Genomic DNA, 21,386 nt, shown 5'->3' with positions numbered 1-21,386 from the left:
GTTCTCTGTGAAGAGACAGGAAATTTGGGTGGTATCGCGTGAGTTATACTCTCGCCCCATGATAGGGGCGGGAGTTTTTTGTCTTTTTATGAAAGAAAGGATGATGAATCAATGAGTGAGAAGAAAACTTTTTACTTGACTACACCTATTTACTATCCGAGTGATAAGCTGCATATCGGACATGCTTATTCTACCGTAGCTGGAGATGCAATGGCCCGCTACAAACGTCTACGCGGCTATGATGTAAGGTATCTTACAGGTACAGACGAGCATGGTCAAAAGATTGAACGGAAGGCAGAGGAAGCAGGTAAAACCCCTCAGCAGTTCGTAGATGACATCGTTGTTGGCATTAAGGAATTATGGCGCAAGCTAGACATCTCAAACGATGACTTCATCCGTACAACGGAAGAACGTCATAAAAAGGTTGTTCAGGATATTTTTGATCGACTGCTCAAGCAAGGTGACATCTATAAAGGCGAATATGAAGGCTGGTACAGTATTCCGGATGAAACCTTCTATACAGAAACACAATTGGTTGATATTGTTCGAGATGACAATGGCGTAATCATTGGCGCAAAAAGCCCTGATAGCGGTCATCCCGTTGAACTGGTGAAAGAAGCGAGTTATTTCTTCCGGATGAGTAAATATGCAGATCGTTTGCTGCAATTTTATGAGGAGAATCCGGAGTTTATTTTGCCGGAATCCCGTAAGAATGAAATGATCAATAACTTTATCAAACCTGGTCTGGAGGATCTTGCAGTTTCCCGTACGACCTTCGATTGGGGAGTTAAAGTTAAAGGGGACGAAAAGCATGTAGTGTATGTATGGATCGATGCGTTGACGAACTACATTACTGCTCTGGGCTACGGTTCCGAGGATCGCAGTCTGTACGATAATTTCTGGCCTGCTGATGTACATATTGTGGGCAAAGAAATCGTTCGTTTCCATACGATTTACTGGCCGATCATTCTAATGGCGCTGGGTGAACCTCTTCCGAAAAAGGTGTTTGCACATGGCTGGCTGCTTATGAAGGATGGCAAAATGTCGAAGTCTAAAGGGAACGTAGTAGATCCAGTTACACTGATTGATCGTTACGGCTTGGATGCACTGCGTTATTATCTGCTGCGGGAAGTACCGTTTGGTTCGGATGGTACATTCACACCTGAAAGCTTTGTCGATCGGGTTAACTATGATCTTGCTAATGACCTTGGTAACCTGTTGAACCGAACAGGTGCGATGGTAGAGAAGTATTTCGGAGGAGAACTTCCGGCGTATGAAGGAAATGTAACTGCCTTTGATGGTGAGCTTCAAGCGGCGGCAGAGAATACTTATGCCAAAGTAGAAGAAGCGATGGAAAAAATGGAGTTCTCCGTAGCACTGACTGCTATTGGAACCTTTATCAGCCGCACCAATAAATATATTGATGAGACACAGCCTTGGATGCTTGCTAAGGATGAGAATAGAACTGCCGAGCTGGCTTCCGTGATGAGACATCTCGTGGAAGGCCTGCGCACCGCTTCTATCCTGCTGCAGCCGTTCTTGACGCAAACCCCAGCGAAGATTTGGGAACAGCTTGGCATTGAAGCAGGCGAGCTGACGACATGGGACAGTGGAAAGACTTTCGGTCTGATTCCGGCAGGAACGAAGCTGGTGAAAGGCAATCCAATCTTCCCGCGTCTGGATGTGGAGCAAGAGGTAGCTTATATCGCCGAAGCCATGGGCGCAGGTAAGTCGGCTGCTGAAGTAACTGAAACAGCCCCTGCTGCCCCTGCGGTATCCGAGCCTGAGGAAGAGCATAAAGAAGAGATCGGCATCGACGATTTCGCCAAGGCTGAGCTTCGAGTAGCTCAAGTCATTGCAGCTGAGCCTGTGAAGAAAGCCGATAAACTGCTGAAGCTGCAACTGGATCTAGGTTATGAGCAGCGTCAAGTCGTTTCTGGTATTGCGAAGTTTTACACACCTGAAGAACTGGTAGGACAAAAAGTGATTTGTATTGTGAACCTGAAACCAGTGAAACTGCGTGGTGAATTGTCGCAAGGGATGATTCTAGCGGCTTCCAAAGGTGATCAGTTAACTCTCGCCACAGTTCCAGACAGCATGCCAAACGGAGCTATTGTGAAGTAAGAGCGGTTATATAGATAGAATATATAATTGCAATGGGTTATAAAAGAAAAGGAATGCTCCTTCAGCCAGTTAGGCTGTGGGAACATTCCTTTTTTCTAAGTAAAAGCAAGCAGGGATAAAGTGCTGGGTCATCTGATCTAGATGATTTATTATTGACTTATCGTAATAATTACTATTATACTTCTGATAGTAAAGATTACGATTTGAGAGGGAGATCCATTTAATGGTTGCTATGAAGTCACGAATAAGCCTACTCATACTTGCACTAGTGCTTGTATTTACACTTTCTGCATGTGGACCTAAGAGCAGTGGAAGTATAGTTGAAGGGAAAGTAAATGTTGTAACCACGTTTTATCCTATTTATGAGTTTACTCGGGAAATTGGTGGAGATGATATAAATGCCATTAATTTGCTTCCGGTTGGCGTAGAGCCACATGATTGGACACCGCGCAGTCAAGATATTATCAATACCTCTAAAGCGCAATTGTTCCTGTACAATGGAGCAGGGCTTGAGGGATGGGTTCCTAATTTTCTAAAAGGACTGGATAGTAGCAGCAAGGTGGAAGCCGTTGAAGTAAGTAAAGGTATTGATTTAATAATGACCGATGAAGAGGACGGACATGATCACGGGGGAAGCAGTGAAGAAGATGCTGATCATAGTAGCCATACCTCTGGGGACAGTCTGCATACAGACCCACATACCTGGGTAAGTCCGAAATCAGCGATGATCATGGCTCGTAATATAAAAGAAAGCCTTCAGTCCGTGGACCCGGAGCATAAAGATGGTTATGAAGATCGTTACAATAAGCTTGCTGAACGTTTACAAGCATTGGATAGTAAGTTTGAACAGGAGCTTAGCAAGCTGCCTAATCACAAAATTGTAGTTTCGCACCAAGCGTTCTCCTATCTTGCCCGTGACTATAAACTTGAGCAGCATGCGATTATGGGATTATCCCCAGATGCTGAGCCGCGTGGACAGGATCTAGTCAAACTGGCGAAGATGGTTAAAGAGGAGAACATTCGGTATATCTTTTTTGAAGAACTGGTCTCCGATAAACTCGCAAAGACATTAGCAGCTGAAGCCGGTGTGTCCACTATGGTGCTTAATCCAGTAGAGGGTCTTACTGCGGAGCAAGAAAAGAATGGGGATAACTACTTCACATTGATGGAGAAAAATTTGCAAAATCTGATTATGGCTTTACAATAAAAAGGATAGTATAAGGAAAAGGCGGTGCTTAAGTATGCAATCGGTATCCTTGGACTGCCATCAGCATATCATCGATATACAGGATCTTTCATTTTCATATGGCGAACAGAAGGTGATCTCAAATCTTAACTATAGTGTAAGAGAACGAGACTTCCTCGGTATCATTGGTTCTAATGGCGCTGGTAAAACAACATTGATGAAGATGATCGTCGGTTTGCTTCCAGCCAGTAGTGGTGAAATCAAATTATTCGGAACGCCTGTCCGCAAGTTTAAAGACTGGGAACGGATTGGTTATGTTCCACAAAAGAACGCCTTCAATCCCCTGTTTCCAGCAACGGTGCGGGAAGTAGTGCTATCTGGTTTGTACAACAACAAGAATATTATTCGAAGAGTATCTAAGGCTCAGCATCGTCAGTGCGAAGATGCGCTGGAAGTGATGCGAATACAGGATATTGCGGAGAAAAGAGTAGGCCAGCTCTCAGGCGGCCAGCAGCAGCGTGTATTTCTCGCGCGTGCGCTGATCAACCATCCGGATCTCTTGATTTTGGATGAGCCTACAGTCGGTATTGATGCTGAATCACAAGCAGGATTCTTTGATTTAATTACACATATGCATGCTCATCATCATATGACATTCCTTATGGTGTCGCATGATATCGACATGATTAAGAATTACTTAGGGAATGAACCTGTGCAAACGAACGGTAAGATTAACTTTTTCTCCCGTCACTCTCATGATTTGCAGAATTGTACGGAAGAGAACCTGCAGCACACGCTCTCTTAGGTCATACTTAAACTCTGGTAGTAGAGGGAGCCCTCGATTATTGGGGAGCGTACATAGAGCTGGAGAGTGGAAATTAGAGATAATTATTTATTGTTTGGTTGCATTTCTATTGATCTCAATCTTCATCTAATCCTTTCCGTATCTAAATAACGTGACGCTGTAAGCGTGCCCCGTAAGGGGCGAAAGCGATCTTACCTCGCGCCATCTAAGTTCAGTAACCCCACCTCCTACGCCAGTTGCACTTGACGGGTGTCCAGAGGGCAGAGCCCTTGGGGCCCTCCCTTGGAAGGGAGGGTTTGGGAGGGATCGAAAAAAGATTTTAATAAAAGCTTTTAAAAATGTTTCAATTGTTCTACGGAGGAGAGTTAAAGTTGGAAATTCTATTTAGCGATTTTTTTCAGCGAGCGCTTGCGGGCGGTCTTCTGATAGGTATTACAGCGCCGCTTATAGGCGTTTTTCTTGTGCTCAGACGTTTATCTATGATAGGGGACACGCTGGCTCACGTTACAATAGCCGGTGTAGCACTTGGCTTTTTAACAGGCTTCTACCCGCTGGGAGCCGGTCTTATTTTTGCAGTGGTGGCTTCCTTCGCGATAGAGAAGCTTCGCAAGGCTTATAAGAGTTATGCAGAGCTCTCGATTGCCATCATTATGTCTGGCGGGGTGGCTTTAGCCTCACTCTTTTTCACCTTAGGAAAAGGTTATAATGCAGATGTTATGAGTTACTTGTTCGGTAGCATTTATACGCTAAATAATACTGATTTAATCGTTGTGGGGATTGTGACGATTGCAGTAGTAGTAGTGGTTACGATGTTCTTTAAAGAGTTCTTTTTGCTTAGCTTTGAAGAGGATGCTGCAAGTGTAAGCGGACTGCCAGTGAAGCTGCTGAACATGCTAATTACCATTCTGACGGCGCTTGTAATCAGTACTGCGATCAAAATTGTCGGATCGTTGCTCGTATCTGCTCTACTGACCATTCCGGTGGCTATCAGCTTATTGTTATCTCGAAGCTTTAAATCCTCAGTCATTCTATCCGTCATCATTTCGGAAATAGCTGTTGTAGGCGGATTAGTAGTTGCAGGAGTTTGGAATCTGGCCCCTGGTGCTACCATTGTGCTTTTACTCATATCCCTATTAGTGTTGACTTTGATCGGTAAAAAGGGTTTGCCCGCATAAACAGCGAATAAAATATACGGTATGCGATTTTATAGGATGGAGCTACAAATATTTCCCTGAAGTGACTCGAATGCCGGAAGGAGAGCCGCTACCTTGTCTAATATCAATGCAGGAATAGCCTTAGCAGCAGGGGTAGCATCGTTTATATCCCCTTGCTGTTTGCCGCTTTATCCCTCTTACTTATCGTATATAACCGGATTATCTGTTCAACAATTGAAATCAGGTGCGAATACCAAAGAAATCCGTATACGCACCATAACTCATACATTGGCCTTTATTTTAGGTTTTTCAGCGGTTTTTTACACGCTGGGATTTGGTGCCGGACTATTCGGACAATTTTTTAATGGTCATCGTGATCTGATCCGGCAATTATCCGCGATTCTGATTATTGTGATGGGATTATTTCTGCTTGGGATCTTTCAGCCGCAATTTCTACTTCGCGAGCGTAAGCTTGATTTAAAATGGAAGCCGGCCGGATATATGGGTTCATTTATATTTGGGATCGGTTTTTCTGCAGGCTGGTCTCCATGTATTGGACCGATTTTGACCGCAATTATCGCACTTTCCGCAAGTGAGCCCGGCACGTGGTTCACATTAATTACGGCTTATAGCATCGGGTTCGCATTGCCATTCTTTGTCTTGGCCTTCTTTCTTGGAGGAGCCAGACGTATCCTTAAATATTCAAATGTGCTGATGAAGATTGGTGGCGTTCTCATGGTATTTATGGGCGTTCTGCTCTTTACAGATCAAATGTTTCGGATCACAGTATGGCTGCAGGGAATCACGCCAGATTGGCTCATTTTTTAGGTGAAATAATCAATTCCTGCTTCCGGAAAATGTTCGAATATCCGCTCTGTGATAAACTCTCGCAGGGCGGTTTGCTGTTCATCGGGATAGACATATTTATTTTGTCCCCAGCGTCCCCATTTCTTCTTACGCTTCTCCATGTCCATCTCTAGCTTGGATTTGGGGTAGCGCTTCTCTATAACCGTCTTGGCGGTTTTGGTGAATCGATGCTGAATCATTTCGAAGGTTAATCCTTTTCCAACTTCAGGGGGGAGGGTCTGGGCTAACTTGGCCAGTAGCTCTGCATAGCCTTCTTGCCAGCCGTCATACCAAATAATTGGGGCAATGATAAAGCCAAGTGGATAACCCGCCCTTGCTACCTTTCCAGCAGCCTCAATACGCTCCTCAAAGCGGGAGGTGGCAGGCTCGAAGTTCTTGATCACATAATCTGCATTCACGCTGAAGCGAACTCTGGTATGCCCGTTATGCTCCAAAGCAAGCAGGGGTTCAACATGTTGGTATTTGGTCACAAAGCGCAGACGGCCAAGGGGCTCTTTTGCCATAAATGTAATTAGTTCTGCCAGAGAACCAGTAATATGCTCAAGTCCTAGTGGATCTGATGTGCAGGCAGCTTCGAAGGTGGTGATTTCTGGATTACGCTCCTCAATATATTTTTTGGCAGCATCTATAATGTCACCTGTGTTTACATATACGCGAATGTAGGGCTTTGCTCCTAAGGTAGTCTGCAAATAGCAATAATGGCAGTGCCCCATACAGCCCGTGGCAATGGGAATAGCATAATCAGCCGATGGCTTGGATTGGTCAAATTTCAAAGTTTTGCGTAGGCCTACAACAAGCGTTCTTTTGGCAATTTTATATTGCTCGACTTCAGTTTCACCAGGGAAATTCATAATTCGATTATGTGATGTGGTCATACGATAAGGGATATTGTTAGCTTTTACCCATTCCATGATTTTTTCACCTTTAGGGTAATTTAAAGCATCCGGCTCGAAGAAAACAAGCTCTGGAAGAAAAAGCGCAGTAGGTTTTCTGGTTCTTTTTACAGTAGTGGACTCCGGCGTCACTATAGTCATACTTTCACGCTCCTTTGGAATGACGAGTATGTTTATTATGTCTAACTCAGCCCCAATAGAAGCATGGCAAACATGTGCAACTCCTCTGTAAGTTCCTTTGAAGGACTTGCCAAGGTGCGTTAGAAACATGTATCATTGTTAGAGCAAGGTTTGGCCCGGCGCCATGCTCATTATAGAAAAGAGGTAAAGTTTAATGCCAACACCCAGCATGGAGGATTATTTGGAGCGCATATACAAGCTCATAGATGAGAAAGGTTATGCGCGGGTCTCGGATATTGCCGAGGGACTGGAAGTACACCCCTCCTCTGTGACCAAGATGATCCAAAAACTGGATAAGGACGAATATCTCATCTATGAGAAATATCGTGGGCTTGTCCTAACCACCAAAGGGAAAAAAGTAGGAAAACGTCTAGTTGATCGTCATCAACTATTGGAGGAATTCCTCGGGTTGATCGGAGTACAGCAGGAATACATTTATAATGATGTCGAAGGAATCGAGCATCACTTAAGTTGGGATTCGATTACGCGTATTGAAACGTTGGTAGAATATTTCCGCCGCGACGAAGAACGTGTACAGACTTTATATGCGATTCACAACGAACTAGCAAGCGATTCTTGAAATGTTTTTTCCCGAAACGGATACTGCCCTAAAAGTTATGCGTAGCAAGGCTTTCTTGAGCATAGGCTGTGGATAGTATAGCCGTTTCTATTTTGTTTAGTGCAACCTTTTCCAGTTTTTAGCGTCAAAACGGATACAGTCCTTTTTAAAAATATAAGAGAGTATGAGCTTTATCCGATACTTCTTATATTTTTTGCAGAGACAGAGACCACCTTTTTAGAAGGAGGCACTCACTCATCTGCATGAAGGATTTATCCGTTTTTTTCGTTTTTTTGGATACATATTTTTTAGATTTGGGGAGGAATTATGAATTATCGTAAATGGATGTTAAGCTTGTTAGTAATTATGTTGTTTCTGCCTTTATGGTCACCTGGTGCACGTGCCGCAGCGGTGCAAATTACCATTGAACTGGATGGAGAGGCGCTGGTTAGTGATGTGCCCCCATATATCACAACTTCTAATGTAACGATGGTGCCCATTAGTGTGATCAGTAAAGGATTAAATGCCGGCGTAGTATGGAATCAAAATAGTAAAACTGTAACCATTACTCAAGGAGATATGCTCCTTAAGCTGACCAGTGGCCAGAAAAATGCAATGGTTAACGATGCTTCGGTAGCGCTGGATACCTCCGTACAGATTAAGCAGGGGCGGGTAATGGTACCGATTCGTTTTGTAAGTGAGCAATTGGGATTGCAGGTGTTATGGGATCAGGTCAATAAGCATATTTCTTTGATCTCAAACATTGAACCGCCACAATCTGTCGATCCAGAAAAACCAACGACACCAACGACACCAACCGAACCAACATTACCTACTCTCCCTGGTGGATCAACTAGTAAGGAGATGAAGGGAGCCTGGATCTCCACGGTGTTTAACCTAGACTGGCCTTCAACGTCTTCTGCAGGAAATGAAACGAAACAAAAGCAGGAGTTTGATAATTTGTTGGACAAACTCAAAGCTGTTGGCTTTAATGCTGTATTTGTTCAGGTAAGACCTTCAGCAGATAGTCTGTACCCATCGACTTTAGTGCCTTGGTCTAAGGTATTGACGGGTACACAAGGGAAGAATCCGGGGTATGATCCTCTAAGTTATATGGTCAGTGCTGCGCATTCCCGCGGCATGCAGTTTCATGCTTGGTTCAACCCGTTCCGTGCAACGACAGATGCTTCCACCTCAGCGTTAGCAAGTAACCATGTGGCAAAAGCACATCCAGAATGGATTGTGAATGCCGAGGGTAAGAAATACATTAATCCAGGTATTCCGGAGGCTCGCCAACATATCATCGACACGGTGATGGAAGTGGTTAAAGGTTACGATGTCGATGGTGTCCATTTGGATGATTATTTTTATCCTTCAAATGTTACTTTTGCCGATGATGCTGCTTATTCTACCTATAATACGAAAAAGCTTTCTAAAGCTGATTGGCGCCGAGATAATATTAATGAATTTGTCCGTCAGTTGGGAGAACAGATTCATAAGGTGAAACCTAAGGCTTCTTATGGGATCAGTCCATTTGGAGTATGGCGAAATATTAAAAATGATAGTACAGGTTCGGACACTAGTGCAGGGGTAACTGCTTATGACAGCATGTATGCGGATGTTCGGACATGGATTAAGCAGGGCTGGATTGATTATGTCGCTCCGCAAATTTATTGGAGTTTGTCCTTTAGCACAGCACGTTATGACAAGTTAGTAGATTGGTGGGTTAAAGAAGTCGAGAATACGAATGTTAAACTCTACATCGGGTTAGCCGGCTATAAGGTCGGAGCCAGTGATCAAAAGGCTGAATGGCAAAGTGGGGATCAAATTATTAATCAGCTCAAATATAATGAGAAGTACGAAGAAGTTGCAGGTAGTATTATGTTTAGAGCGAATGACGTCGTAGTCCGCAATCCGTTCGGATTGTCGAGCTTATTGACCTTTTATTTTAAGTCCTAATCGATTAGTTGTTATTCATAAGGAGTCATGAATGTTCCCCCGTGCTCATAGATAAGCAATAGAATCTATGGGAAACGGGGGATTTTTGTGTATGGAGATTAACGCAGTATTTGAAGGAGGAGGCGTAAAGGGGATTTCTCTTGCGGGAGCAGTTGAAGCTACAGAAAGGGCAGGCTGGACTTTTAAAAGGGTAGCAGGAAGCTCCTCAGGTTCGATTGTAGCCACTTTACTAGCAGCGGGCTATGAGGGGAAGGAAATGTGTCGGATCATCCAAGGAACATCCTTTTCATCGTTTCTGAAGCGAGGCCCCGTTTACAATACTGCTATCGTTGGTCCTGCGCTGCGAGTGTTATTGAAGAAAGGATTATATTCTGGGGAAGCCTTGGAGTCCTGGATAAGAGCATTATTACTGAAAAAGGGAATCATCACCTTCCGTGATCTGCCTGCAGGTAAATTATCTATCATCGCATCCGATATCACAAATGGAAGGATATTGGTGTTGCCAGATGGCTTGGAGCAGTATGGGATCTCTCCGGAGCATTTTGAAGTGGCCAAGGCAGTGCGAATGAGCTGCAGCATTCCTTATTTTTTTGATCCTGTGATGTTAAGACTGAACGGGCAAGCAGCTAGAGGGAAATCCTTTACCGAGCAGTTTGTGTATGTTGTAGATGGTGGGCTCTTGAGTAATTTTCCTTTGTGGCTATTTGACGGCAAGAATAATGGGAGTATACAACCTGGGAACAGAATTCCTACGGTAGGTTATCAAACGGTAGGTAAGACCGATCCACAGCCGCATAAAATCAGAGGGCCATTCAGTATGCTCCAAGCCTTGGTAACTACCATGCTCTCTGCTCATGATGAAAAGTTTATTGAAGGGGATAAATTTGTTCGCACGGTAAAAATTCCTACGCTTGGGATTGGGACGACTCAATTTGAAATTACAAAAGCGCAAAGCGATGAAATGTATGCTGCCGGACTCAAAGCAGGAGAAGATTTCTTTAAGGAGTGGCGACCAAGATAACGAGCGCGTTATCCATATGAGAAAAAAGCATCCCGCACGTTACTTAAAACGTGGAGATGCTTTTTGGAGTTCTTATGAAGTTAGTGATACTTCGGAAGCTGATCGTCATTTTTCCCTTTACTTCCTTCGATCACTTGGAAAGGATAGCTTTTGCGTTTGCCTGGTGCAGCTTGAGTCTTGCGAATTCCTGCTACCTTTGACATGGTCTTCTGGGAAGGCTTCACTTTAACCTTAGATCCACTGCTGCTACGAGCGTATTTGCCTGGTCCCATTTTTTTGTAAGCATAATAAATGATTGCTAACAGTACTAAGGGGAGAATCAGCTTCGACAGCGTAAAGAAGGGCTCAGTCAAGACTCCAATCACAAAACCGAAAATCGCAAGCGTAACCGTAATCCAAAAAATTAAAGCATGCCTGATCATAGATCACTCATCCTTTCGCAGGATCCAATATGCCGCCTGACACACTTGCCTCCGAATATCCTCTTGCTTCAATCGCAGCATCAAGCTCACGCATACGGTTAAAAGAGGCAATAGATACTTCTACCTGATCGTCTTTTGGCTCTTTGGTTGTAAGGAGTTGCAGCCACAATCCAGGGTAACCCAGATATTTAAGGCCTGGTACTTCTCTTACCGCATTGGTTCCCTTTAGAACTTCGAACGATACACCAATTACGACGGGTAACAAGATAATCCGCTGGATCACTCGTTCCCAAAGATTATCCCATGGGACTACGGAGTAAATGATCACACCGAGGATAATCGTCAGCATCATAAAGCTACTTCCACAGCGGTAATGCAGACGGCTGTATTTCTGAACGTTCTGAACAGTCAGTTCTTCACCCGCTTCAAAAGCGCTGATGACTTTATGTTCGGCACCGTGATACTGGAACAGTCGTTTGATCACAGGTGTTTGAGAAATCGCCCATAAATAGACCAGCAAAAGAATCATTTTGATGCCGCCTTCTATGAGGTTGTGCAGTACGTAGTTATCAAATACATTTTTAAATAAAAAATCCTCTACAAATACCGGAACAAGCGTAAAAATGAGCTTTCCGAACAAGAAGGAGAGAATACCCATTACAGCAACGCCAAAAATCATTCCAAGGCTCCAGCCCTCATCCTTTTTCTTCGGCTTCGCTTTTTCCTTCTCAAGATCTTCCGGTTCCAATTCATCTTCAGCGTAGGATTCGGCAGAATAGTTCAAGTGCTTAGAGCCTTTAGCGCTGGCATCTATAATACTGACAAGGCCGCGAAGCAGCGGAATCTTGCGCAGTTTCGTGACCCAGCTCTTATCGCTTTTGGGTACTTCTAAAAAAGTGATTTCCTGATTCTTGCGTCGTACGGCTGTTACATTGATATGCTTACCGCCGAACATGACACCTTCAATGACGGCTTGGCCGCCGTAACTGGGAGTTTCCTGGGACAACCAATTCACCTTCTCGTATTTAATATGATTTATATAATACATTGTAACTAATTTTTGAAGACATTACTAGTTGGATCGCCTTTTGCTGTACATACTATCTTCTAGAGAGAACGAGAGATAAATCGGCATTGAAAATAAAGAAAGCGAGGCAATTTCATGAGCAAATCTCATCAACAACAATCGGGGCATACAAATATTTGGCTTTTTGCACTCGAATTAGGTTTTTTTGCAGGATTAATTTGGGGTGGGCTTCATTGGCTAGTTTATTGGTTCAGTTTTACCCAAGTCAGCCCTGGCTTTATAGCAGAGCCTTTCTTCAAACATGCGTTTTTGACAACAGCATTTGGACATTTCGTGGGATATATGATGTTTATTGTATTTTCGGTCATCGCTTCTATGCTGTACGTACTGGTTCTCCGTAAGCTGAAGGGGCCTTGGCCAGGCCTAGTCTACGGCATTTTATGGTGGGCGATTATATTTATTCCTGGTTCTCAGATGTTTCTTATGCAGCCCCCATTCAAGCTGCCGTGGAACACGGTCATTAGTGAGTTCTGTATTTTTCTGCTATGGGGAATGTTCATTGGATATACAGCAGCAATTGAGTATACGGACGAACGGAAGCGTGAGCAAAGTACAGCGCTTGCCTAACGGCGCGAAAAAACTTCTCAAGGGGATATCCCTATGTTAAAATACAATGTGGCTATTTCGAGAGGAGAATGAAAATGGGTAACAAGCGTGTCTCCAAGCTGCGTAAGGTTTTGCAGGATCAAGGATTGGATGCAATGTTGATAACTAGCGGTTATAACCGCCGCTATTTAAGTGGATTTACCGGATCGTCCGGTTATGTACTGGTGACAAGTGATGATTGTTATCTGCTGACTGACTTCAGGTATATGACACAGGCCGCGGACCAAGCAATGGGGGTTAAAGTTGTAGAGCATACAACTAAATTCATTGATACAGTTCGCGAGCTTCTGCCTTCTGGTAAAGAGGTACGTATTGGTTTCGAACAGGATGATGTTTCATTCAGCGCGTACACCGCATATGCAGAAGCACTTAAGCCGGCAGTGTTAGTTCCAATTTCCAAAGCTGTGGAAGACCTTCGTATGTTCAAGGATGAGGATGAGCTTGCCGTTATGCAACGTGCAGCAGATCTGGCCGATGCTACATTCAGTCATATTCTGAACGTGATCAAGCCGGGTATGACTGAGCGCGATGTTGATTTGGAAATGGAATTTTATATGCGTACCCATGGTGCAACTTCTTCATCGTTTGATACGATTGTTGCTTCAGGCGAACGTTCGTCCATGCCACACGGCGTAGCAAGCAGCCGCGTAATTCAAGGCAATGAATTCATTACCCTTGATTTCGGTGCATTACTTGATGGCTATTGTTCAGATGTGACAAGAACCATTGCACTCGGAGCACCGGATCCGAAGCTGAAAGAGATCTATGATATTGTGCTGGAAGCTCAGCTACATACTTTAGCACATATCAAGCCGGGTATGACTGGACGGGAATGTGATGCCTTGGCACGTGATATCATTGCTAGCTACGGATATGGTGAACAATTTGGACACAGCACAGGCCATGGACTTGGAATGGAAGTTCATGAGTGGCCGCGTTTGTCTAAACTTAGTGACGATATTATGCAGCCGGGGATGGTTGTAACTGTGGAGCCTGGTATTTATTTGCCGGGCATTGGCGGAGTACGTATTGAAGATGACATTGTGATCACAGAGAGCGGAATATCACTGCTGACCCATTCGTCTAAAGAATATACAGTACTGTAAGTAAGCGTGATGTAGTAGATTAATTATAATTTTGGAGGGATTTTAGTGATTTCAGTAAATGATTTTAAAACAGGTTTGACCGTAGAGGTAGAAGGAGATATTTTTACCGTTATTGATTTCCAACACGTTAAGCCAGGTAAAGGCGCAGCATTTGTCCGTTCCAAGCTTAAGAACCTACGTAACGGTAATACAGTAGAGCGTACATTCCGTGCAGGTGAAACGATTGGCCGTGCTATTATCGAAAACCGTGGTGTACAATATCTCTATGCCAGTGGATCGGACCATGTATTCATGGATAACGAAACTTATGACCAATTCGAATTGTCCGAAAAGCAATTGGAATGGGAATTGAATTTCCTTAAAGAGAACATGACTGTAAACATCGTTAGTTATAAAGGTGAGATTCTTGGGATCAACCTTCCTACCAGCGTAGAGCTTAAGGTTGTTGAAACTGAGCCTGGCGTTAAAGGAAACACGGCTCAAGGTGCTACGAAATCGGCCAAGCTTGAAACCGGACACAGTGTTCAGGTTCCATTGTTCATCAACGAAGAAGACATCTTGCTCGTTGATACTCGTGAAGGTAAATATATCTCCCGCGCGTAGGAAATAGAAGCATAACCTAGATATTACCAGAATAACCTAGATATTACCAGAATAACCTCCCCGTTTATACGGTGGAGGTTTTTTTATGAACAGTAACGGATAAAGATGCCATGGAAACCCACATTAAAATACTGGAAGTTGAGTAAAATAAGCACAGCTGAAGGGCGGATGCTGATCTTATCTTTTTTTTCGCAGCGGGGAATTTTAATAAATTTTTTATGAAACCATTAACGCAGGGCACTGTTTTCGTATTATACTGATTTAAAGCGGGAAACCGATTAGAAGCAACTACATAGACCGATATGGGGAGTGAATGGGACTTTGTCACTTTATGTTATGAAATTCGGAGGCAGCTCCGTCGGCGACACTGAACGAATGAAACGCGTCGCGGGGCGCATCGCAGACAAGCAAGATGAGGGACATCGCTGCGTTGTGGTTGTATCTGCAATGGGGGATACAACAGATGATTTGATCGATACGGCGAAGCAACTAAACGGGCAGCCGCCCGCACGTGAAATGGATATGTTGATGACGACAGGTGAACAAATCTCCGTCGCTCTATTGTCCATTGCCCTACATGGGATCGGGCGGAATGCTGTTTCTTATACAGGATGGCAGGCTGGATTCCGAACAGACGAAACTCACGGCAGAGCTCGTATCAATGAAATTGACCCGCGCCGTGTATTAGCGTCTTTGGAGCGTGAACAGATCGTGATCGTTGCAGGCTTTCAGGGAATGACTGTGGACGGTGAGATCACCACATTAGGCCGCGGTGGTTCGGACACAACAGCCGTAGCATTGGCTGCTGCTATAGAAGCAGACGTATGCGAAATCTATACCGATGTAGATGGTATCTACTCCACAGACCCACGTATCGTGAAGACGGCACGTAAGCTGAAGGAAATCTCTTACGATGAAATGCTGGAGCTTGCCAATTTGGGAGCAGCTGTATTACATCCACGTGCAGTGGAGTACGCTAAGCGTCATCAAGTTAAGCTGGTCGTTAGATCGAGCTTTAATCATAATGAAGGTACCGTTGTGAAGGAGGAAACAAGTATGGAGCAGGGAATCGTAGTTAGTGGTATTGCATTTGATAAGAATGTAGCACGTGTCAGTATTCTTGGAGTTCCTGATGTACCAGGTGTACTCGCTCAGGTCTTCGGCAAGCTTGCTGAAGAGGGCGTTAACGTAGATATCATCGTACAAAGTGGTGTACAGAATGAGCAGGCTGACTTCTCATTTACAGTTTCTCTTGATGAGCTGGATCGGGCGAAGGAAGTTATTAAAGAAATTCATAAAACATTGCCTTACCGTGAAGTTACCTCCGAGGATAACCTGGTGAAGGTATCCATCGTTGGTGCTGGGATGGTCAGCCATCCAGGGGTAGCAGCTCAAATGTTTGATGTACTCTCCCAAGAGGGTGTAAGCATCAAGATGGTCAGCACTTCTGAGATTAAAGTATCTTGCGTTATTGAATCAGGCAATTTGCCATCAATCATACAGGCGCTTCATACCGCCTACAATCTAGATACAACTGAGCAGGCTTTCGTCGGAGGTCCTAAAGATCGCCGATAAGAGCTGCTGAGTAAACAAAGAGGGATGCCTTACAGCCAGACGGCTGCGGGGCATCCCTCTCTTTGTCTTATAAGCCGGGTTTGTTGTGGTATTCCTGCGGCGTTATGCCATAATGCGTCTTGAATAATGAATGGTGATGAAATTACTAAGGAAGTGAATGACTGGTATATTTCAGCTAGTAAAAAATAAGAAAATAGCATCACTTATAGATGAAAAGGAACGCTGCAGATTTGAATGCAGCGTTCCTTTTCATCTATATAACAGCATGGGAGGTAAGTCCCTGAATTTTATCCTAATCGTTTGAACCGGCCCTGGATCTCTACAGTCTCCACAACATTGACGAAGGAGCTTGGGTCTGCCTCAAGAATAGTTCTCCGCAGATTTGCAAGCTCATACCGAGTCGTTACCGTCATTAGCATGGTATTTCCCTCATGACTGTATCCACCCTCTGCATTGACGACAGTGATGCCATGAGGTAACTCTCTGAGACGGGTTAGCATCATCTCCCGTTCTTTGGTAACGATGAAGCAGGTCAGCTTCACATGGCGAATATGGATCATATCGACTACTCTACTCTTTACAAAAATACAGAGCATAGCGTATAAGGCGGAATCCCAGCTTTTAAAGAAGCCTAAACTCAGAATCACTAATCCATCCATTAGGAACATGATATTTCCCATTGGAATATCACGCTTGCGAGAAATAATCGAGCCTAATATATCAAATCCCCCGGAAGAACCCCCTGTACGGAGAGAAAAACCAACGCCGCCAGCAATAATTACTCCGCCGAAAATACTTGCAAGAATGGGATCCTTGGTCATTTGCACCTCAGGAATAATGGTAATGAACCAGGTGGTAGCGACGACGGAAAGTAAGCTTAGTAAGATGTATTTTTTCCCCACTGCAATAAATCCCCAGACAATTAAAGGGAGGTTTATTACAAAATAAAGCTTAGAAATGTACTTCGGATCCGTTAAATAACCGACGACCGAAGCCACCCCTGCTACCCCACCGCTCAGAAGCTGATGAGGAATTAGAAACAATCGCATCCCGCTTGCAATTAAAAAGGCTGAAAAAATAATGATAGCTACTTCCTTGAGTGGTCTGACTACGGTCCGCATATTTTGCGGTAACCCGTAACTTCGAACTTGCATGACACAAATCCCCTCTTTTTCTTATGTCTTTATAGTCTGCTCTTTTTGAAAATATAAACCCACTATATTTCCAATTAACAAGGATACCACAGATGGAAGTGTTCGTAAAAAATAATTTTATCGTACTGATTATATTTATTTATATAGGTGTGTACTATGAACTCTTTCACAGTTGGACTTACAATTCTGTCATTTCTCCTTGTCTAAAGTGAGTAATTATCGCATATCCATGGATAAGAGAAGGACAAACAAGCCCTGAATATCATTTTGTATGAAATAGTAAAAGTTAGGAGTGGAGTGGATTGGACAAGTATGTAAGCTGGATGGCGACTCTTCGGCTGTTCTCGGGTAGTGCGGAGATTATAGCTGCGCTGATTATGCTGCGGTTGAATCAGGTAGACAAGGCGCTCGCAGTCAATTCTGGACTAGCTTTGGTAGGTCCGACGATCTTGATATTGACGACAGCGATCGGACTTACAGGGATGGCTCAGCAGTTGTCCTGGAGCAAACTGGGCTGGGTCGGTTGCGGTGTAGCCTTTCTCTTAATCGGGATTCTAAAAAAATGATAGATGATAGGCATATTGAGCGCGTACAAGCATAAATATGGAATAAAGCAATTAGATAGAGGACAACTTGGGGGTACTTTGTATGGCAGATGATTGGCTGCAATTGTTTCCTGAAAAAGTAAGAGCACTATTAAAGTGCCTTCCCCTTCCGCTACTTGGAATGGTGGAAGAGATTCGGGTCCGTGAAGGTCGTCCGCTGGAGATTAACTATTCAGGTAAATATCACTTTCTTAGAGCAAATGGCAGCGTAACGCAAAGGCCGGAAGAAGCCTATAGGCCGGATCGGGAGGACACTCATAGACTGCTAGATCTGATCAGCAACCATTCACTATATACGATGGAAGAAGAGCTGAGAAAGGGATTTATTACGATTCCTGGCGGCCATCGAATAGGACTTGCTGGTCGGACGGTGCTGAGTGGTGGTGGTGTGGAGCATCTACGCGACATTACAAGCTTCAATGTCCGCATAGCCCGTGAGGTTCCCGGAGTCGCGGATAAAGTGCTGCCTTATCTGCTGGACAAGGGGAGGCAGCGAATGATGCACACCTTGATCCTTTCGCCTCCACAGCACGGGAAGACAACACTTCTTCGCGATATTGCAAGACAAATCTCCTTAGGAGATTTGGGGAAGCGTGAAGGCGGAAGACCCGGTTTGAAGGTGGGGATTGTCGATGAACGTTCTGAGATTGCCGGAAGCAGACGCGGGATTCCTGCCTTTGATGTTGGTCCGCGCACAGATATCCTCGACGGCTGTCCCAAAGCTGAAGGCATGATGATGATGATTCGTTCCTTGTCACCGGATGTATTGATTGCTGATGAGATTGGTCGTCCTGAAGACGCTGAAGCAGTCACTGAAGCGCTGCATGCTGGAATATCAGTTGTTGCTTCGGCTCACGGTAAAGAAGTAATAGAACTGGCTCGTAGACCCGGGCTTGGCGGGCTACTGGAACAAAAGATGTTCGAAAGATACGTCATTCTGCATCGCTCAGAAGCAGGGCTCTCCTTTCGTGTTCTGGATGGACAAAAACGCGGATTACTTCTTATCTCACCCGGGGATCGATTAGGTGGTGATATACATGCTTAAGCTATTTGGTGCCGTTCTGATTGTGCTGGCTGGTACGCTGGCAGGGCTACAATTTGCAAAACAATATGCAGACAGGCCAAGACATATCAGAGGCTTAATAGCAGCGCTACAGCGGCTGGAAACAGAAATTATGTATGGCTTTACCCCATTGCCTGAAGCTATGCGGCGTATAGGGATTCAGTCGAAGGAACCGCTCAAAACGTTGTTTGTTAAAACAGCTGAGGAGATGAGCCCACCCCATGACCGAAGCGCCCAGGATGCCATTCAGAGGGCTATGGAGTCGCATTGGAAGTCTACCGCATTGAAGGGGACAGAAAAAGAGATTCTCCGCCAGCTCAGTTGTACTCTCGGTACAAGCGATAGGTCCAATCAGAGCACTCATATCGCGTTAGCATTGCAGCAATTGAAGCAGGAGGAGTCGGTGGCCAGAGAGGATCAAGGCAAATATGAAAAATTGAGTAAAAGCCTGGGTCTGCTGCTTGGAGCATTGATCGTCATTTTGATCTTTTAGCGAGGTGCCAGGAATGAATATTGAAGTCAATGCGATTTTTCAAATTGCCGGCATTGGCATAATTATCGCCATGATACACACGGTGCTTAAACAGATGGGAAAAGAAGATTTCGCACATTGGGTTACCGTAATCGGGTTCGTCGTCGTGCTATTTATGGTTATTCGAATGCTGGACGGACTGCTGCAGGAAATAAAAACGATCTTTCTTTTTCAATAGGCGTGCTATGGAGATCATTCAAGTTGTTGGAATAGGGCTGATATCGACCATATTGATTCTCGTGCTGAAGGAACAAAAACCGATGTTTGCCTTTCTCCTCGCTACTGCCACAGGGATTCTGATCTTCCTGTTTCTAATCGGCAAGATTGGAATGATACTTTCCACACTGGAGCGGGTGGCAGAGTCATCGGGGATGGAAATGATCTATTTAAAGACCGTGTTCAAAATCATCGGAATTTCATATATCGCTGAATTTGGAGCACAGATCGTGCGTGATGCTGGGCAGGAATCGATTGCTTCCAAAATAGAGCTCGCCGGAAAAGTCCTCATTATGGTACTAGCTGTACCCATTATCAGCATCATTATTGAAACGGTCATGAAGCTGCTACCTGCTTAAAGCAATTGAAGGAAGCTAAGCAACGATTAGGGAGGAGAAGTTATGCAAGAGTGCAGTGTTTTTCGTCCTCCAAAATTTAAAATAATACTGTTGCTGCTCCCATGCTTCTTCATTCTATGGTTTGCAGGTACAGCTCAAGTGGCCATAGCTTCTCCAGCGTCAGGATCGGGCGTTAATGCCTCCCCGGTAGACCAGTGGGTCAAGGGTCAGGTGAACAATCTGCCAACAGATAAGGTGGAGTCGTACTGGGATCAACTGATGAAGGATTACGGAGGTTTTTTTCCAGACGGGGCAACACCATCACTTATGGACATGCTGCTTCCAGGGGATAAGGGACTCAGCTTGCAAGGTGTATTATCTGGGCTACTTGGTTTTATGTGGCATGAGGTGTTGTACAACGGAAGGCTGCTGGTCACGATTGTCATGGTCAGTGTGCTCAGCATGATACTGGAGACGCTACAAACCGCTTTTGAGCGAAAAACGGTCAGCAAGGTGGCTTATACGCTCTGCTATATGGTAGTGCTCGTTATTGCCGTGAACAGCTTCAATATCGCTATAGGTTATGCGAAGGATGCTATCGACCGGATGATTGATTTTATGATGGCCATGATTCCGCTACTGTTCGCGTTACTGGCTTCCATGGGGAACGTTGTTACCGTCTCGGTCACACATCCACTAATTGTTTTTATGATTCATACCGTTGGCACACTGATCCATACCATTGTCTTTCCACTATTATTCTTTTCAGCGGTGCTACATCTCGTGAGTGCACTGTCGGAGAAATACAAGCTGACCCAGTTGGCGAATCTGCTAAGAAATATCGGAGCTGGATTACTAGGAGTACTGCTCACTGTGTTCCTCGGTGTGATTTCAGTCAGGGGAATTACGAGTTCAGTGACAGATGGGGTTACGATCAGGGCCGCTAAATATATTACAGGCAACTTTGTTCCGGTCATCGGAAAAATGTTCGCGGATGCAACAGACACAGTGATCTCAGCTTCACTCCTGGTGAAGAACGCCATTGGGCTATCCGGTGTCATTATCATTTTGTTCCTTTGTGCTTTTCCAGCGATCAAAATCCTGGTGCTTGCTCTGATCTACAATGTAGCTGCTGCTGTAATGCAGCCCTTAGGAGAGACGCCGATTGTGGTCTGCCTCCAGACGATCGGAAAAAGCATGGTGTACGTATTCGCAGCTTTGGCAGCGGTATCGTTAATGTTTTTTATGGCCGTCACGATCATGCTAACCGCTGGCAATTTAACCGTCATGATGAGGTGAATCTGCTGACAAAACTTAGCGGGTGCTTTCGG

Annotated in this window: 22 protein-coding genes; 18 read left to right on the top strand and 4 right to left on the bottom strand. The window is 44.6% G+C overall.

Annotated elements, in window-relative coordinates; all coding sequences use genetic code 11:
• The first annotated feature begins 111 nt into the window (after window positions 1-111).
• The 5 genes from metG (at window position 112) to ACN6KS_RS21525 (ending at window position 6,097) form a co-directional block, all read left to right on the top strand.
• Entirely contained in the window at window positions 112-2,124 is a 2,013-nt protein-coding gene (metG, locus tag ACN6KS_RS21545) for a methionine--tRNA ligase (RefSeq protein ID WP_440960449.1), read from the top strand.
• A gap of 223 nt (window positions 2,125-2,347) precedes the next feature.
• The gene (locus ACN6KS_RS21540; RefSeq protein ID WP_341135397.1) at window positions 2,348-3,331 is read left to right on the top strand and encodes a metal ABC transporter substrate-binding protein; all 984 of its coding nucleotides are present in this window, start codon (window positions 2,348-2,350) and stop codon (window positions 3,329-3,331) included.
• A gap of 34 nt (window positions 3,332-3,365) precedes the next feature.
• On the top strand, window positions 3,366-4,115 hold the full coding sequence (locus ACN6KS_RS21535; protein ID WP_094874056.1) for a metal ABC transporter ATP-binding protein: 750 nt from the start codon (window positions 3,366-3,368) through the stop codon (window positions 4,113-4,115).
• 371 nt (window positions 4,116-4,486) lie between these two features.
• The gene (locus ACN6KS_RS21530) at window positions 4,487-5,290 is read left to right on the top strand and encodes a metal ABC transporter permease (protein WP_179281736.1); all 804 of its coding nucleotides are present in this window, start codon (window positions 4,487-4,489) and stop codon (window positions 5,288-5,290) included.
• Window positions 5,291-5,383: 93 nt separating this feature from the next.
• Complete coding sequence (locus ACN6KS_RS21525) at window positions 5,384-6,097, top strand: cytochrome c biogenesis CcdA family protein (RefSeq protein WP_341135396.1); 714 nt, start codon at window positions 5,384-5,386, stop codon at window positions 6,095-6,097.
• Here ACN6KS_RS21525 and splB read toward each other — a convergent pair.
• On the bottom strand, window positions 6,094-7,170 hold the full coding sequence (gene splB / locus ACN6KS_RS21520; protein ID WP_094874059.1) for a spore photoproduct lyase: 1,077 nt from the start codon (window positions 7,168-7,170) through the stop codon (window positions 6,094-6,096). The genes ACN6KS_RS21525 and splB overlap by 4 nt on opposite strands.
• Before the next feature lie 193 nt (window positions 7,171-7,363).
• Between splB and mntR the strand changes: the two genes are divergently transcribed.
• The 3 genes from mntR to ACN6KS_RS21505 all read left to right on the top strand — a co-directional run bounded on the left by mntR (window position 7,364) and on the right by ACN6KS_RS21505 (window position 10,748).
• Entirely contained in the window at window positions 7,364-7,789 is a 426-nt protein-coding gene (gene mntR / locus ACN6KS_RS21515; protein ID WP_094874060.1) for a transcriptional regulator MntR, read from the top strand.
• Window positions 7,790-8,095: 306 nt separating this feature from the next.
• Window positions 8,096-9,727 (top strand): family 10 glycosylhydrolase, encoded by a 1,632-nt coding sequence (locus tag ACN6KS_RS21510; RefSeq protein ID WP_341135395.1) that lies wholly within the window; start codon window positions 8,096-8,098, stop codon window positions 9,725-9,727.
• Window positions 9,728-9,818: 91 nt separating this feature from the next.
• A complete protein-coding gene (locus ACN6KS_RS21505; protein ID WP_280786664.1) occupies window positions 9,819-10,748 on the top strand; it encodes a patatin-like phospholipase family protein in 930 nt (309 codons plus the stop codon).
• An 80-nt stretch (window positions 10,749-10,828) separates the two neighbouring features.
• Here ACN6KS_RS21505 and ACN6KS_RS21500 read toward each other — a convergent pair whose 3' ends face one another.
• Window positions 10,829-11,170 carry a hypothetical protein gene (locus tag ACN6KS_RS21500; protein WP_042190481.1) on the bottom strand — a complete coding sequence of 114 codons (342 nt, stop codon included), beginning with the start codon at window positions 11,168-11,170 and terminating at the stop codon, window positions 10,829-10,831.
• Between the two features lie 7 nt (window positions 11,171-11,177).
• Window positions 11,178-12,125, bottom strand: a complete 948-nt coding sequence (locus ACN6KS_RS21495) for a DUF1385 domain-containing protein (RefSeq protein ID WP_373455847.1) — start codon at window positions 12,123-12,125, stop codon at window positions 11,178-11,180.
• A 207-nt stretch (window positions 12,126-12,332) separates the two neighbouring features.
• Here ACN6KS_RS21495 and ACN6KS_RS21490 point away from each other — a divergent pair, with 207 nt between their 5' ends.
• The 4 genes from ACN6KS_RS21490 (at window position 12,333) to ACN6KS_RS21475 (ending at window position 16,147) form a co-directional block, all read left to right on the top strand.
• A complete protein-coding gene (locus ACN6KS_RS21490; RefSeq protein ID WP_094874065.1) occupies window positions 12,333-12,824 on the top strand; it encodes a YqhR family membrane protein in 492 nt (163 codons plus the stop codon).
• Window positions 12,825-12,898: 74 nt separating this feature from the next.
• Complete coding sequence (locus ACN6KS_RS21485) at window positions 12,899-13,969, top strand: M24 family metallopeptidase (RefSeq protein ID WP_440960448.1); 1,071 nt, start codon at window positions 12,899-12,901, stop codon at window positions 13,967-13,969.
• Window positions 13,970-14,014: 45 nt separating this feature from the next.
• Window positions 14,015-14,572, top strand: a complete 558-nt coding sequence (gene efp, locus ACN6KS_RS21480; RefSeq protein ID WP_042190473.1) for an elongation factor P — start codon at window positions 14,015-14,017, stop codon at window positions 14,570-14,572.
• 321 nt (window positions 14,573-14,893) lie between these two features.
• A complete protein-coding gene (locus tag ACN6KS_RS21475; protein WP_094874067.1) occupies window positions 14,894-16,147 on the top strand; it encodes an aspartate kinase in 1,254 nt (417 codons plus the stop codon).
• Window positions 16,148-16,434: 287 nt separating this feature from the next.
• Here ACN6KS_RS21475 and ACN6KS_RS21470 read toward each other — a convergent pair whose 3' ends face one another.
• Window positions 16,435-17,301 (bottom strand): YitT family protein, encoded by an 867-nt coding sequence (locus tag ACN6KS_RS21470; RefSeq protein ID WP_081382878.1) that lies wholly within the window; start codon window positions 17,299-17,301, stop codon window positions 16,435-16,437.
• Between the two features lie 302 nt (window positions 17,302-17,603).
• Here ACN6KS_RS21470 and ACN6KS_RS21465 point away from each other — a divergent pair, with 302 nt between their 5' ends.
• The 6 genes from ACN6KS_RS21465 (at window position 17,604) to spoIIIAE (ending at window position 21,354) form a co-directional block, all read left to right on the top strand.
• Window positions 17,604-17,867 (top strand): YqhV family protein, encoded by a 264-nt coding sequence (locus ACN6KS_RS21465; protein WP_371915730.1) that lies wholly within the window; start codon window positions 17,604-17,606, stop codon window positions 17,865-17,867.
• Between the two features lie 82 nt (window positions 17,868-17,949).
• Window positions 17,950-18,951 carry a stage III sporulation protein AA gene (gene spoIIIAA / locus ACN6KS_RS21460; RefSeq protein ID WP_094874068.1) on the top strand — a complete coding sequence of 334 codons (1,002 nt, stop codon included), beginning with the start codon at window positions 17,950-17,952 and terminating at the stop codon, window positions 18,949-18,951.
• Complete coding sequence (gene spoIIIAB, locus ACN6KS_RS21455; protein ID WP_094874069.1) at window positions 18,944-19,462, top strand: stage III sporulation protein SpoIIIAB; 519 nt, start codon at window positions 18,944-18,946, stop codon at window positions 19,460-19,462. The genes spoIIIAA and spoIIIAB overlap by 8 nt, the downstream gene beginning before the upstream one ends.
• Window positions 19,463-19,475: 13 nt before the next feature.
• On the top strand, window positions 19,476-19,679 hold the full coding sequence (spoIIIAC, locus tag ACN6KS_RS21450; RefSeq protein ID WP_036682849.1) for a stage III sporulation protein AC: 204 nt from the start codon (window positions 19,476-19,478) through the stop codon (window positions 19,677-19,679).
• Between the two features lie 7 nt (window positions 19,680-19,686).
• Window positions 19,687-20,076 carry a stage III sporulation protein AD gene (gene spoIIIAD, locus ACN6KS_RS21445; protein ID WP_042129828.1) on the top strand — a complete coding sequence of 130 codons (390 nt, stop codon included), beginning with the start codon at window positions 19,687-19,689 and terminating at the stop codon, window positions 20,074-20,076.
• A 42-nt stretch (window positions 20,077-20,118) separates the two neighbouring features.
• Window positions 20,119-21,354: a stage III sporulation protein AE gene (spoIIIAE, locus tag ACN6KS_RS21440; RefSeq protein ID WP_440960447.1), complete on the top strand. Its 1,236-nt coding sequence runs from the start codon at window positions 20,119-20,121 to the stop codon at window positions 21,352-21,354.
• Window positions 21,355-21,386: the final 32 nt, after the last annotated feature.

Source organism: Paenibacillus nitricinens (assembly GCF_052056485.1).
Lineage (GTDB): Bacteria > Bacillota > Bacilli > Paenibacillales > Paenibacillaceae > Paenibacillus_AQ > Paenibacillus_AQ nitricinens.
This window is presented reverse-complemented; position numbering and strand designations above follow the sequence as displayed.

Bases quoted from the DNA above. Each gene is read 5' to 3' on its own strand.
- spoIIIAD (WP_042129828.1), top strand. From the start codon at position 19,687: ATGGAGATCATTCAAGTTGTTGGAATAGGGCTGATATCGACCATATTG.
- mntR (WP_094874060.1), top strand. From the start codon at position 7,364: ATGCCAACACCCAGCATGGAGGATTATTTGGAGCGCATATACAAGCTC.
- spoIIIAC (WP_036682849.1), top strand. From the start codon at position 19,476: ATGAATATTGAAGTCAATGCGATTTTTCAAATTGCCGGCATTGGCATA.
- ACN6KS_RS21505 (WP_280786664.1), top strand. From the start codon at position 9,819: ATGGAGATTAACGCAGTATTTGAAGGAGGAGGCGTAAAGGGGATTTCT.
- ACN6KS_RS21535 (WP_094874056.1), top strand. From the start codon at position 3,366: ATGCAATCGGTATCCTTGGACTGCCATCAGCATATCATCGATATACAG.
- spoIIIAB (WP_094874069.1), top strand. From the start codon at position 18,944: ATGCTTAAGCTATTTGGTGCCGTTCTGATTGTGCTGGCTGGTACGCTG.
- ACN6KS_RS21470 (WP_081382878.1), bottom strand. From the start codon at position 17,301: ATGCAAGTTCGAAGTTACGGGTTACCGCAAAATATGCGGACCGTAGTC.
- ACN6KS_RS21500 (WP_042190481.1), bottom strand. From the start codon at position 11,170: ATGATCAGGCATGCTTTAATTTTTTGGATTACGGTTACGCTTGCGATT.
- ACN6KS_RS21485 (WP_440960448.1), top strand. From the start codon at position 12,899: ATGGGTAACAAGCGTGTCTCCAAGCTGCGTAAGGTTTTGCAGGATCAA.
- ACN6KS_RS21510 (WP_341135395.1), top strand. From the start codon at position 8,096: ATGAATTATCGTAAATGGATGTTAAGCTTGTTAGTAATTATGTTGTTT.
- ACN6KS_RS21490 (WP_094874065.1), top strand. From the start codon at position 12,333: ATGAGCAAATCTCATCAACAACAATCGGGGCATACAAATATTTGGCTT.
- ACN6KS_RS21495 (WP_373455847.1), bottom strand. From the start codon at position 12,125: ATGTTCGGCGGTAAGCATATCAATGTAACAGCCGTACGACGCAAGAAT.
- spoIIIAA (WP_094874068.1), top strand. From the start codon at position 17,950: ATGGCAGATGATTGGCTGCAATTGTTTCCTGAAAAAGTAAGAGCACTA.
- metG (WP_440960449.1), top strand. From the start codon at position 112: ATGAGTGAGAAGAAAACTTTTTACTTGACTACACCTATTTACTATCCG.
- splB (WP_094874059.1), bottom strand. From the start codon at position 7,170: ATGACTATAGTGACGCCGGAGTCCACTACTGTAAAAAGAACCAGAAAA.
- spoIIIAE (WP_440960447.1), top strand. From the start codon at position 20,119: ATGCAAGAGTGCAGTGTTTTTCGTCCTCCAAAATTTAAAATAATACTG.
- ACN6KS_RS21540 (WP_341135397.1), top strand. From the start codon at position 2,348: ATGGTTGCTATGAAGTCACGAATAAGCCTACTCATACTTGCACTAGTG.